At 62.3% G+C, this 13002-nt stretch carries 13 protein-coding genes; 5 read left to right on the forward strand and 8 right to left on the reverse strand.

What is annotated here, in order from left to right; all coding sequences use genetic code 11:
- Nucleotides 1-52: 52 nt before the first annotated feature.
- Together ISM_RS03895 and ISM_RS03900 are read left to right on the forward strand one after the other, a co-directional pair.
- Complete coding sequence (locus tag ISM_RS03895) at nucleotides 53-1345, forward strand: acetoin dehydrogenase dihydrolipoyllysine-residue acetyltransferase subunit (protein ID WP_254655699.1); 1293 nt, start codon at nucleotides 53-55, stop codon at nucleotides 1343-1345.
- 40 nt (nucleotides 1346-1385) lie between these two features.
- A complete protein-coding gene (locus ISM_RS03900) occupies nucleotides 1386-2075 on the forward strand; it encodes an SDR family NAD(P)-dependent oxidoreductase (RefSeq protein ID WP_009812813.1) in 690 nt (229 codons plus the stop codon).
- A gap of 9 nt (nucleotides 2076-2084) precedes the next feature.
- On the opposite strand, the gene ISM_RS03905 is transcribed toward ISM_RS03900, so the two are convergent.
- The 8 genes from ISM_RS03905 to ISM_RS03940 form a co-directional block, all read right to left on the reverse strand.
- Nucleotides 2085-3008, reverse strand: a complete 924-nt coding sequence (locus ISM_RS03905) for a sulfite exporter TauE/SafE family protein (protein WP_009812814.1) — start codon at nucleotides 3006-3008, stop codon at nucleotides 2085-2087.
- 121 nt (nucleotides 3009-3129) lie between these two features.
- On the reverse strand, nucleotides 3130-4140 hold the full coding sequence (locus tag ISM_RS03910; RefSeq protein WP_009812815.1) for an NAD-dependent epimerase/dehydratase family protein: 1011 nt from the start codon (nucleotides 4138-4140) through the stop codon (nucleotides 3130-3132).
- Nucleotides 4141-4282: 142 nt separating this feature from the next.
- Nucleotides 4283-5323, reverse strand: coding sequence for an extracellular solute-binding protein (locus ISM_RS03915; protein WP_009812816.1), 1041 nt, complete (start codon nucleotides 5321-5323; stop codon nucleotides 4283-4285).
- A gap of 27 nt (nucleotides 5324-5350) precedes the next feature.
- On the reverse strand, nucleotides 5351-6157 hold the full coding sequence (locus tag ISM_RS03920) for an ABC transporter permease (protein WP_009812817.1): 807 nt from the start codon (nucleotides 6155-6157) through the stop codon (nucleotides 5351-5353).
- Nucleotides 6157-7086, reverse strand: coding sequence for an ABC transporter permease (locus ISM_RS03925; protein WP_009812818.1), 930 nt, complete (start codon nucleotides 7084-7086; stop codon nucleotides 6157-6159). Before ISM_RS03925 ends, ISM_RS03920 begins: the two co-directional genes overlap by 1 nt.
- The gene (locus ISM_RS03930; RefSeq protein ID WP_040617835.1) at nucleotides 7086-8183 is read right to left on the reverse strand and encodes an ABC transporter ATP-binding protein; all 1098 of its coding nucleotides are present in this window, start codon (nucleotides 8181-8183) and stop codon (nucleotides 7086-7088) included. Before ISM_RS03930 ends, ISM_RS03925 begins: the two co-directional genes overlap by 1 nt.
- Nucleotides 8184-8445: 262 nt before the next feature.
- Nucleotides 8446-9180, reverse strand: a complete 735-nt coding sequence (locus ISM_RS03935; RefSeq protein ID WP_009812820.1) for a fumarylacetoacetate hydrolase family protein — start codon at nucleotides 9178-9180, stop codon at nucleotides 8446-8448.
- A 74-nt stretch (nucleotides 9181-9254) separates the two neighbouring features.
- A complete protein-coding gene (locus ISM_RS03940; RefSeq protein ID WP_040618295.1) occupies nucleotides 9255-9977 on the reverse strand; it encodes a GntR family transcriptional regulator in 723 nt (240 codons plus the stop codon).
- A 215-nt stretch (nucleotides 9978-10192) separates the two neighbouring features.
- Between ISM_RS03940 and ISM_RS03945 the strand changes: the two genes are divergently transcribed.
- From ISM_RS03945 to ISM_RS03955, 3 genes are all read left to right on the forward strand, one after another.
- Nucleotides 10193-11380 (forward strand): pyridoxal-phosphate-dependent aminotransferase family protein, encoded by a 1188-nt coding sequence (locus ISM_RS03945; protein ID WP_040617836.1) that lies wholly within the window; start codon nucleotides 10193-10195, stop codon nucleotides 11378-11380.
- A gap of 106 nt (nucleotides 11381-11486) precedes the next feature.
- The gene (locus ISM_RS03950; protein ID WP_156783308.1) at nucleotides 11487-12440 is read left to right on the forward strand and encodes a Bug family tripartite tricarboxylate transporter substrate binding protein; all 954 of its coding nucleotides are present in this window, start codon (nucleotides 11487-11489) and stop codon (nucleotides 12438-12440) included.
- A gap of 56 nt (nucleotides 12441-12496) precedes the next feature.
- Nucleotides 12497-13000, forward strand: coding sequence for a tripartite tricarboxylate transporter TctB family protein (locus tag ISM_RS03955; protein ID WP_083780894.1), 504 nt, complete (start codon nucleotides 12497-12499; stop codon nucleotides 12998-13000).
- Nucleotides 13001-13002 lie beyond the last annotated feature (2 nt).

Raw genomic sequence — 13002 nt, forward strand, 5'->3', positions numbered from 1 at the left:
CAGAAGGTTTCAGATGCCCAGCAAAATCACCATGCCCCGGCTAGATCAATCCATGGAGGAAGGCCGCATCGCCACCTGGACCCGCTCCGAAGGCGACGCCGTCAAAATGGGGGATGTCCTCTTTGAGGTTGAAACCGACAAGGTTGCGGTCGAGGTCGAAGCCGAAGCAGATGGTTATCTGCATCATATTCTCGTAGCCGAAGGTGACACCGCCCCGGTCGATGGCATTGTCGCCTGGATCTATGCCGAAGGCGAAACCCCGGGCGAGCCACCAGCGCAAACCGCCGCCCCCAAAGCTGCGGCCGCCCCTGAGCCAACGGCCCCTGAACCATCCGCTTCGCAAGCAACCGCACCCACACCTGTCCCGGCCCCAGCCACCGCAGGGCACGACCACACCGCACCCTCGCGTCGCGCCATCACCCCCGCCGCCCGTCAAAAGGCCGCCGCGCTTGGCCTGGACGTCTCGCGCCTCACCGGTCGCGGCCCAGGCGGTCGCATCCAGATGAGCGACCTGCTGCAAGCGGCCGCCCAACCCGCCGCACCCATGCCCCTGGCCGAGAGCGCCACGCCCCCCGTTCTGCCAGATGCCGAACCCGGCGATCTCTTCGTGCAATCCACAGGCGCGGGCGACCGTCTGCCAATGGTCATGATCCACGGCTTTCTCGCCGACGCGACAGGCTGGGAAGCCTTGGCCGCACCGCTCGCCAAAACCCGCAGGATCCACCGGATCGAACTGCCCGCCCACGGCCGCTCACCACGCAAATCGATCAGCAATTTCGCCGATCTGGTCTCCCTGCTCCGCCGCAGCTTCGACGATCTCGGTCTCGAACGCTGCCATCTCGTGGGCCATTCCCTCGGCGGCGCTTTGGCCCTCGCCCTCGCCGACACGCGCCCCCGGCAGGTGGCGAGCCTGACGCTGATCTCTCCCGCCGGGCTCGGCCCCGAGATCAACGGCGACGCCATCACCGGGCTCGCCCGTGCGTCGCGCAGCGAAAGCCTCGGCCCCTGGATGAAACAGCTCACCGCAGACCCCGACGCGATCAGTTGGTCCTTCGTCCAAGCCGCTGCCATGGCCCGCCGCGACGAAAGAAAACGCGCCGCCCAACAGGCCATGGCGCGGGCTCTCTTTCCTGATGGGGTGCAAGGCTTTGACCTCAACGCCGCCCTTGGCCGCCTCGATATGGAGACGCGGATCATCTGGGGCCGCGAGGATCAGATCATCCCGTGGAAACACGCGCTCCGCGCCCCGGGGACCATCTCGCTCAACCTCTTTGAACGCATCGGCCACATGCCGCATTTCGAAGCCTCGGACAAAATCCTGCCCTTGCTTGACCGCCTCTCCTGAGGCGGCCACCATATCCCTTTTTCAAGATACGGAGCCTCTCATGAGTTCGAAAACTGCCCTCATCTCTGGCGCCAGCGGTGGCATCGGGGCCGCCGTGGCACAGCACCTGCAGGCCGAGGGCTGGTCGCTGTCGCTCGGTGCGCGCCGCGTTGACGCCTTGGCCGAGGCGTTTCCAGACGCTCATGTCACCCACCATGACGCGATGCAGCAGGACGAGGCCGCCTGGGCCAGCGCCGCGCTCGACCGGTTCGGCCGGATCGACGCGGTGATCTGCTCGGCCGGGGCGATGATTGCCCGCGACCCGCTCGAAATCGACGACGCCGAGCTCAACCAGATGTGGGAGATCAACGTCAATTCCCCGCGCCGCCTCGTCAAAGCCTGCTGGGACCCGCTCGCCGCCTCCGGCTCTGGGCGCGTCGTGATCCTCGCCTCGCTCTCCGGCAAACGCGTGCGCTCGCCCAAGGCCGCCTCCTACGCCATGACCAAACACGCCGCCGTCGCGCTGAGCCATGGCATCCGCAAGACCGGCTGGGATCTGGGCATCCGCTCCACCGCCATCTGCCCCGGCTTTGTCGACACCGACATGGCCCGCAAGGTCACCGATTTTCCGCCAGCGGACATGACCCGCAGCGCCGATATCGCCAAAATGGTGAACCTCGCCCTGACCCTGCCCAACACCGCCTCCATGGCCGAGCTTTCCGTCAACTGCACCGCCGAGGATCAATACTGAGATCGCGCCTCACTGCGCCAGAACTGCCGTCACCGAGAAGACATTCGACGGCGGCAGCACCAGATCGAGCCCAAGCTTGCAGCAGACCGCCAGCACGATCATCGCCAGCAGGATGCGCAGCTGCTCGGCCCGCAGCAAGAGACCGATCCGCGCCCCGATCTGCGCCCCGATGACGCCGCCCACGATCAACAGAACCGCGAGGACACTGTCCACCGACTGACTGCTATAGGCGTGCATCATCGTCGTATAGGCCGACACGAACAGGATCTGAAACAGCGAGGTCCCGACCACCACCTTGGTCGGCATCCCCAGCACATAGATCATCGCCGGCACCACGGCAAAGCCGCCCCCGACCCCCATGATCGCCGACAGCACGCCGACGAAAAACCCGACCAGAAGCGGCGGAATGACGGAAATATAGAGCCCCGAGGCGCGAAAACGCACCCGAAACGGCATCGCATGCACCCAATCCCGCCGCGTCCGCTTGCGCCGTGTCTGCGGCCCCTGCTTCTGCGCCTTGCGCAGCGCGCTGAGGCTCTCGATGAACATCAGCGCGCCAATGAGCCCAAGGAAGACCACATAGAACAGGTTCACCAAGAGATCGACCTGCCCCAGAGACCGCAGCAGGTTGAAAATATAGATCCCCACGGTCGAGCCCAACAGCCCGCCAATCATCAAGGCCAGCCCCATCGGAATATCCACCGTCCGTCGCCTCAGATGCGCAAGAATGGCGGAAAAAGACGCGGCCACGATCTGATTGGCCGAGGTCGCCACCGCCACCGCCGGCGGGATGCCGATGAAAAACAAAAGCGGCGTGATCAAAAACCCGCCGCCCACACCAAAGATCCCCGACAACAACCCAACCATCAACCCGATCGACAACAAAAGCGGCCCGTTGACGGACACTTCAGCGATCGGAAGATAGATTTGCATGGCACTCGCCTATGTCTGATCGTGATCAACGCGCAAACGCGCGCGCCCGTCTCTTGTCACGAAACGTCCACGCTGACCACCCTTGCGGCCCTGCATGACCACAGGATGGACCGGCACGCGATCACACCCCGTAATACTCCCGATACCAGGCCACGAATCTTGCCATGCCGTCGCGGATATCGGTCTGGGGGCGGTAGCCGGTGAGCGCTTTTAACAGTTCGGCATCGGCATAGGTGGCATAGACGTCGCCGGTCTGCATCGGCATGTAGTTGCGCACCGCCTTGCGCCCGGCGGCGGCCTCGATGGCCTCGATGAAATCCATCAGCCGCACCTTGTCGGAATTGCCGATATTGACCACCCGGTAGGGCGCGGCGGGCGACAGGCTATCGCCTGCGACGCGGGTCTCCTCGCCGCCCGGCACCGCATCGATCAACCCGCGAATACCGCGCACCAGATCGGTCACATAGGTGAAATCGCGCCACATATCGCCATTGTTGTAAATGTCGATCGTGCTGCCATCGAGGATACCCTTGGTGAACTTGTAAGGCGCCATATCGGGCCGCCCCCAGGGGCCATAGACCGTGAAAAACCGGAACATCGTGGTCGGCAGATCATAGAGATGGGCATAGGAATGGCCCATCGCCTCATTGGCCTTCTTGCTCGCCGCATAGATGGTGAGCGGCGTGTCGGCCTTGTGGGTCTCGGCAAAGGGCATCTCTTCATTGGCGCCATAGACCGACGAGGTCGAGGCCATCAGCAGATGGTCCACCTTATGCCGCCGCGCCGCCTCCATCACGTTGAACGTGCCGACGACATTGCTCTCGATATAGGCGCGCGGGTTCTCGAGACTATAGCGCACCCCCGCCTGCGCCGCGAGATGCACGATCACATCGGGGGCAAACTCATCCGCCACCGCGTCGAATCGCGCCTGATCTTCGAGCATGCCTTCGCAGGCGCTGAAAGCCTTGTTCTGGTTGAGGATCGCATGCCGCCGCTCCTTGAGCGTCACGTCATAATAATCCGTCATCCCGTCATAGCCCTGAACGACGAACCCCTCGTCGAGCAACAGCTGCGCCAGATGAAACCCGATGAACCCGGCCGTTCCGGTGATCAAGACCTTGCGCTGCGCCATGCCATACCTCTCTTACCACAACTGCCGGGGCCGCGGCCCCATACCTCTGACATCCCCCAAGCCCCGCTCTGATGCAAGGGGAGGCCCACGCAAAAGGCCGCAGGATCTCTCCCGCGGCCTCTCAATCGCTGCCTGACGGCGCTTATTTCTTCAGGTTGGTCCAGATCTGGTCATAGACCTTCTGGGTCTCTTCGTCACAGACCTCGATGAACGCGCCCTTGCCGGCCTCGGCGGGCGGGTTGCTTTCGGGCTGGGTCGACAGCTCAGGATCGAGGAACTCCTTGGTGCCCACCACGCCCGAGCTGTAGCGCGCATAGTTGGTCACCGCCGCGATATTCTCGGGCTCGAGCAGGAAATCCATGAACTTGAGCGCATTGTCGCGGTTCGGCGCATCCTTCAAGAGCACCACATTGTCCATCCAGACCACATAGCCCTCTTTCGGGAAGGCATATTCCACATTGGCCCCTTCCTGACGCGCCTTGGCACCGAACCCGTCATAGATCTGGCCCACCGCCGCATCACCAGAGACCAGCACCTCTTTCGCCGTGTCGCTGTTGAACGACGCCCAGTGCTGCTTGGCCTCCTGCAGCATCGCATTGAGCGCCTTGAGCTGCTCGCGATCCGTCGAACATTGCGGAATGCCCATATGCAGCGACGCCATGGCGATCACTTCGCCCTGACTGTCGAGCATGTTGATCTTGCCCGACAGCTCCGCCGGCGGGTTGAACAGGATATCGGTGGTGTTGATATCGCCCTGATAGACGTCGCGGTTCACCATGAAACTGGTGGACCCCCACTGATAGGGGATCGAATGCTGACGACCGGGGTCAAAACTCGGATCGGCCCATTCCTCTTGGATGTTGCCCTTATTGGCGAGCTCGCCATCCGCGATGGTGTCGAGCATCCCTTCACCGGCCATGATCTTGACCATGTAATCGCCCGGCACCGCCACGTCATAGGTGCCAATGGCCCCGGCCTTGAGCGACGCCAAAAGCGCCTCGTTGCTGTCGAACGTGTCCATCACCACTTCGATGCCGGTCTCTTCGGTGAACTTCTCCAGAAGCTCCGCCGGCATATACTCGAACCAGTGATAGACGACGACTTTGCCTTCGGCCTGTGCCGCCTGCGCCCCAAGCGCCAGCGCCATGGCCGCCGCCGCGGTGAATTGTGTCAGATGTTTCATGTCTTACTCCCTGTTTTATACGTTGGTTCAGGTCTTCTTGTCGCTCTTGCTGACGAAATAGGAAATCGTGACCATCAGGATCGACAGCGCCAGAAGCATGGTGGAAATCGCCATGATATTCGGCTTGATCCCCTGTTTCACCGATCCGAAAATCGCCGTCGGCAGGGTCTCGATCCCGGCCCCTTTGACGAAATTGGTGATGATGAAATCGTCGAGGCTGATGATGAAGGCCAGAAGATAGCCCGAGATGATCCCCGGCACCATCATCGGCAAAAGGATGCGGGTAAAGGCCTGCCGCTTGGTCGCATAGAGATCGAGCGCCGCCTGCTCATAGCTGTCCTCGATCCCCTGCATCCGCGCCGCGATGGGCATATAGGCAAAGGGAATGCAGAACGCGATATGCGCCAGCAGGATCGAACTATAGCCCCGGGTGAACCCGATCGAATTGAAAAAGATGAGCGTCGCCACCGCCGTCACGATCTCGGGCACCATGAGCGGCATCGAGATGAGGCCAAAGCTCACCGTACGCAGCCGGAACCGCCCGCCGCGCACCATGGCCGTCGCCGCCAGCGTGGCGATACTGGTCGACACTGTCGCGGCAATGATGGCGATGGTGAAACTGTTCCACGCCGCAAGCTTGAACTTCTCCGCCTCCGGCCCGGTGAACACATCCGCGTACCAGCGCAGGCTCACCCCTTCCCAATTGGTGATCGAATTGCTGTCGTTGAGCGAATAGATCGTCACCACCAGAAGCGGCGCATAGAGCACCACGAGGCACAGGATCGTCACCGGCAGGAACCCCGGCACATGTTTGATGTCGAAACGCCGCCCCATCACGCGCCCCCCTTCTCGGCCCGGGCCTGCTGACGGGCAAAGACGATCAGAATGATCAGCACCATGCTAAGCAGGATCATCGACGCCGCCGCCCCAAAGGGCCAGTTGCCCGCATTGCCCTTGAACTGTTCCTCAATGAGCGACCCGATCATGAAATTCTTCGCCCCGCCCAGAAGATCCGGCGCAAGGAAACTGCCCAGCGACGGCACAAAGACAAGGATACAGCCCGCGATCACCCCCGGCTTGACCGCCGGCAACAGGATGCGCCGCAGCGTGACCCATTTGCCCGCATAGAGATCGGATGCCGCCTCGCTCAGCGCGAAATTATAGCGCTCGACGCTGGCATAGATCGGCAGCACCATGAACGGCAGGTAGCTGTAGAAGAGGCCAAGCTGCACCGCGAAATTCGTGTTCACGATATGCAGCGGGCTGTCGATCAGCCCGGTCCAGAGCAGGAAATCATTCAATGGCCCCTGATCGCGCAGCACAAATTTCATCGACACCGTCCGGATGAGCAGGTTCACCCAATAGGGGATGGTGATGAGAAACACCCACATCGGCCGCACCTTCTCGGGCCGCGTGGCGATGAAGTAGGCGGTCGGAAAGCCGATCACGAGGCTGAGGATCGTCGCCGCCCCCGCCTGCCAGATCGAGCGCCAGAAGATCGTGATATAGGTCCATTCGATGCTCGGCGGCTCATCGCCAAAGAGCCCGCGATTAAAGAAGAACTGATCATAGGCGTCGAGGCTGAACTCCCAGATCACCCCGCCGCGGAATTCCTTCGTCAGGAAGGAATAGACGAGCATCATCAGAACCGGGATCAGGATGAGAAAGATCAACACCACCCAGGACGGCAGCAACAGCCAATGCCGCGCCTCCCGATAGGTGTCGGTGCGGGCGCTGCCGCCGCTGGCCGCTCCCCCCGCCATCAATCCGCCAGGAGGCGCGCAGCCCCCTGCTCCATGTTGATATGAGCGATCTGGCCGGGCTCGAACACCCGTTTGTTGCCGCGCTCCGAATTGGAACTGCGCACCGAAATCTGCACGCCCCCGTCCAGATCGAGAAGCGTCTGAATATCCGTGCCCACGAACATGTTGGCCCGCACCGTCCCGGCGAGGCTCTCAGGCCCTTCGGCCCCTTCCGAGAGGTAGAGCCGCTCGGGCCGCACCGACATATGCACCTTGGCGCCCTTGCCGACACCCTCGACCGCATCCACGCTGAGCTGATGCCCCCCGCCGAGATGCACCTGCGCCCGGCCCGCCTCGACCGCGTCGACCTCAACCTCGAGAAGGTTGGTCTCGCCGATGAAATCCGCCACGAACATGTTGCTTGGCCGCTCGTAAATATCGCGCGCATCGCCCAGCTGTTGCAGCTCGCCCGCCGACATGACCGCGATCCGGTCCGACATGGTAAGCGCCTCTTCCTGGTCATGGGTCACGAAAATAAAGGTGATCCCCGTCTCGCGCTGCAATTCCTTGAGCTCGAACCGCATCGCCTGCCGCAGCTTGAGATCGAGCGCCGACAGCGGCTCATCCAGCAACAGAACCTTGGGGCTCGGGGCCAGCGCCCGCGCCAGCGCCACCCGCTGCTGCTGCCCGCCCGACAATTGCGAGGGCTTGCGGCTGGAAAACTGCGACAGCTGCACCAGCTCGAGCATCTCGCCCGCCCGCTTGCGCGCCGCCGCCTTGCTCTCGCCCTTCATCTCGAGGCCAAAGGCAACATTGTCGAGAATCGTCATCATCGGGAACAGCGCGTAGTTCTGAAACACCGTGTTGATCGGTCGCCGGTTCGGCGGCAGCTTCTCGATCTCGTCGCCAAAGAGGAAAATCTCGCCCTCGGTCACATCCTCGAACCCGGCGATCATCCGCAAAAGCGTGGTCTTGCCACAGCCCGACGGCCCCAGCAGCGTGAAAAACTCGTTGTCGCGGATCGACAGCGAAATCGTTTTGAGCGCGGTGAAATCGCCATAGCGCTTCACGGCATTTCGTATGTCAATCGCGTTGATCCGGTCGTCTGTCACTTGCATCCCTTTCCTGCGGCCCGCCTTCTGGCGCATATCTGCCACGCCCCGGCGCCTGCCCAAGCAAAGCGCCATCGCACCGCAAAACACTAAGTCCGGTTTCGTCACATGCGAAGAACGCGTTACCTTACTGGTCCTTAGGCAGAGGCTAATCAGTCAGCCCCGCTGGCCAAAGCTGAACCTTTGCGAGCGGGGCTGAAGAGCTGTGATGCAAATTTGTGCAGAGGGCCTGAATTTTGGGACAGGCCCGCCCCGAGACCGTGGCCGACTAGGCTTTTGACAGCTCGAACGCGACATTGCCCAGCCCGGAAATCTCCGCCTGAACCTGCGTGCTCTCGTCAAACATCTCGATCCCGGTGAGCGTGCCGGTGATCACCATCTGCCCCGGCTGCAACCCGCCGGCATGGTCGCCAATGCCCTCGATCGCCATCTCGAGAGAGGTCAGCGCCGACCCATTGGGCAGCGCCACCTCGCCTTGCACCAAAGGCTCTTCATCGGCGACAAGCGACACCTCGACCGAGCGGACATCATCCCCCGCCCAATCCGTCACTTCACTGCCGACCACCAGACCATACCCGGCCTGCATATCCGCCAGCTTGTGCAGCGGATGGCCCACCGGCTCGGCAATCCGAGAGGTCACCAGCTCCATCACAACAAAGGGCGTGAAATACTCCGCAACCCGGCGCCGCTCATAGCCCGCCAACTCCCGGTTCAGGCGAAACCCGATCTCCAGCTCGACACCGACAGAGCCTTTGAACGGCACCGCCGCCCCCGCCGCATAGGTATAGACCTCGGGGATCGGCGCGATGATCGGCCGCCCGGGCTCATAGCGCCCGACCTTGAACCCGGACACCGCCCCAAGCTCCTCTTGCACAAGACGCTGCACCTGCAACGCCGCCTCATAGCTGAACGCCTCGGACGCCTGAAACGTCACGGGCAGGCCAGTTTGCCGCGCGGTCATCAAGGACTGCGCCAGCGCTCGGATTTCATCGGGTCGGGTCATATATGGTCCATCAAATTGAGTTCAGCCGCCCCACCGGACGGCCCCTATGGTCACAACATCAGACAACGCCGCCCTCACCGGGCCTTGGCACCATCCGCCTCTTCATTGTCATCGAGCCATTGCCGCACGGTCTCGAGCTTGTTCTCCAGATGCTTCTTGAGAATAGCCGAGAGCCTCGCCCCATCGCGCCGCTCGAGAAACGTCATGATCTGCTCATGCTCCTCGGTCGCCTGGGTCCAGCGGTCCATGGTCATATTGGCCACATAGCGCGCCCGCCTGACCCGCGCCGCCAGCGAATTATACTGCGCCGTCAACGTCTTGTTCCGCGCCGCGCTGAGGATCGCCTCATGGATCTGCTGGTTCACCGCGAAATAGCCCTCAAGGTCCCGCTGCTCGAAATACTTGAGCATCTCACGATGCAGCCGCCGCACATTGCCGATCTCCGCATCCGAAATGTGCTTGCACGCAAGCTCCCCCGACAGCGCCTCCAAGGCCCCCATCACCGGGAACACATCGTCGATGTCCTCCTTGGTGATCTTGCTGACCCAGGCCCCGCGGTTGGGCTCGAGATTCACCAGCCCGTCGATCGCCAACACCTTGAGCGCCTCGCGCAGCGGCGTGCGCGACACGCTGTAGAGCGCGCAGAGCTCCTTTTCCGGCACCCGCGTCCCGGGCAGCAGATCACCCACCACGATCAATTCCCGGATCGCCTCGGTAAGCTCTTCATGCAGCGACCGCCGCCGAAAAACCTCACCCTTGCCATCGCTCAGGGAACTCGTCTGATCTTCCGGGGTCATCGCCACCTCCGCCCACTTGATAATGCGTTCAAAACTCATTTTGCATTCACTATAAACCGGGACCCCCCTTCAATCAAGAACACTATAACCCTGTAAATAAGGGAAAATCTTGTCAGTTGACAGATACCGACTCAAAATGCATTCATTATTCAAACATTAGATTCTAAGACCTGACGGCCCGAACAGCGGCACCGTCGAAACCGGAGGAGAACACAATGCACAAGGCAGGGCGCCATTTTCTACAGATCCCGGGGCCAAGCCCCGTGCCAGGCCGCGTGCTGCGCGCCATCTCGAAACAGACGATGGACCATCGCGGCCCGGATTTCGCCGAGGTCGGCCTCACGGCCATCGCGGGGATGAAGACCATCTTCAAGACCAAGCAGCGCGTTTTCATCTACCCCTCATCGGGGACCGGCGCCTGGGAGGCCGCGCTGGTCAACACGCTCGCCGAGGGCGACAAGGTCGTGATGTATGAAACCGGCCATTTCGCCACCCAGTGGAAGAAAATGGCCTCGAAACTTGGCATCGATGCCGAGTTCATCGAAGGCGACTGGCGCAGCGGCGCCGATGCCGATCGGATCGAGGCCCGCCTGCGCCAAGACACCGGCCACGAGATCAAGGCCGTCTGCGTCGTCCATAACGAAACCTCCACCGGCTCGGTCTCGCCGATTGCCGAGGTGCGCCGCGCCATCGATGCCGCCGGTCACCCGGCGCTTTTGATGGTCGACACGATCTCGGGCCTCGCCTCGATCGACTTTCAGTTCGACACGTGGGGCGTCGATGTCGCGGTGTCCGGCTCGCAAAAGGGGCTGATGCTGCCCCCCGGCCTGTCCTTCAACGCCGTCAGCGACAAGGCGTTCGAGCTGTCCAAGACCGGCGGCATGCGCCGTTCCTATTGGGACTGGCAGGACATGGATGCCATCAACGGGTCGGGCTACTTCCCCTACACCCCCGGCACCAACATGCTCTACGGGCTGAACGAAGCCATCGCCATGCTGCACGAGGAAGGGCTCGACAATGTCTTCGCCCGCCACCAGCGCCATGGCGCCGCCACCCGCAGCGCCGTGCGTCACTGGGGGCTCGAAGTGCTCTGCCGCCAACAGGGACAGGAAAGCGGCGTGCTCACCGCCGTGCTCATGCCCGAAGGCCATAGCGCCGACGCCTTCCGTGCCACCACCTTGCAGCATTACGACATTTCGCTCGGCAACGGGCTGTCGAAAGTGGCGGATCGCGTGTTCCGCATCGGCCACCTGGGCGATTTCAACGATCTGACCCTCGCCGGCACCTTGACCGGGGTCGAGCTCGGCCTGCGCAAATCCGGCGTGCCGCATACCGAAGGCGGGGTTGCCGCCGCCATGGCCGTTCTGGAGACGACCCAGTTCGACACGGTCGCGGCCGAATAATTTCGCCCCAAGGGCGAGATCGCATTCCGGCCACTGACATTTGGCCGGGCTTCATCGGCCACCGCAGAGGAGAGCGGTGGTCGCGCATTCAAACAGGGAGGAAGACATGACAATAATGAATTTCAAGGCACTCGGCGGGGCGACCATGGCGCTCGCACTGTCGATCACCACGGCCATCGCCGGGGATTACCCGGACCGCACCGTTGAGATCATCCACCAATACGGCCCCGGCGGCGGCACCGATCGCTTTATCCGCGCCATCGGCGAGCCGATGCAAGAGGCGACCGGCCAAAGCGTTGTGCCGATCTCGATCAAGGGCGGCGGCGGTGTTCCCGCCTATGTGTCCTTCCTGCAGCGTCCGGCCAATGGCTATACCCTGGTCTCGCTGAGCCCCGATGACGTGATCAACCACGCCCTGGGCCGCATCGACCTCTCGTCGGTCTACCCGCTGGTCCGCATCCAATATGACCAAGGCATGCTGCTGACCTCGAAGGACAGCCCGCTCAAATCGCTCGACGACATTCTCGCCGCCGCCAAGGAAAACCCCGGCGGGCTCAAGGTGGGCGTCACCGGCTCGGCAGGGTTCGACGATGCGCTCGTCGGCCAGTTCAACGCAGAGGCCGGGATCGAGCTGGAAACCGTGCCCTTCGGTGCCGCCGAAATGGTCTCCAACACGCTCGGCGGTCACATCGACCTGATGTATGAGGAATACGGCCCCACCCGTGGCCTCATCGAATCCGGTGATCTGGTGCCGCTCGTGCTCTTCTCGGATGAACGCCTGCCGGAACTGCCCGAGGTGCCCACCGCCAAGGAAAACGGCTATGACGTGACCCTCGGCCGCTGGCGCGGCTTTGGCATCCGCCCGGACACCGACCCAGAGATCATCGCCAAGCTGATCGAACTCTTCCAAGCCGCCTATGAAGACCCCGGCTACAAAGAGGTCGAAACCCAGAGCGCGCTGCAATACCGCTCTGAATTCCTCGGCCCGGATGAATTCAAAGCCTTCATGGATAGCGAGACCGAAGCCTTCTCGAAGATCATGAAAGATCTTGGCTACTGAGCACGCGCGATGCGGTCCGCCCATCGGCGGGCCGCAGACCAATCGGGGAGGGAAAAATGATAAGTAAACTATCGGAAATCATTGTATTTCTAGGACTGACACTGGCATCCATCGCGCTCTGGTTCAACGCCGACGCCCTGCCAACGTCGAAACGCTATGCCCAGGTGGATTCGGATCTCTGGCCCAAGATCGTCTTTGGCGCGCTGGCCATCTGCTGCGCCATCCAGATGATCAAGGCCGTGTCCAAGGCGCTCAAGGCGCAGGCCGAAACCGAGGCCACCGGCGCGGGCAAAGCCCAAGGCTACTACCTGCGGCTCGGCCTGATCTCGGCGCTGGTGCTGGGCTATTTCTTCGCCCTGAACCAGATCGGCTTTCTCTTTGCCACCGTGATCTTTCTCTGGGCCGCGGCCTGGGTCCTGCCCTACCGCAACCTCCTGGCCAAGCTGCTCTTCGCGCCGCTCTTCACCGTGATGCTCGCCCTCTTCTTCAGCTACGCCCTCTCCCTGCCTCTGCCCCGTGGCGAAGGGATTTTCTACGACCTCAGCCAAGCGCTCTTCTGAGC

This window comes from Roseovarius nubinhibens ISM, assembly GCF_000152625.1.
Taxonomy (GTDB): Bacteria; Pseudomonadota; Alphaproteobacteria; order Rhodobacterales; family Rhodobacteraceae; genus Roseovarius; species Roseovarius nubinhibens.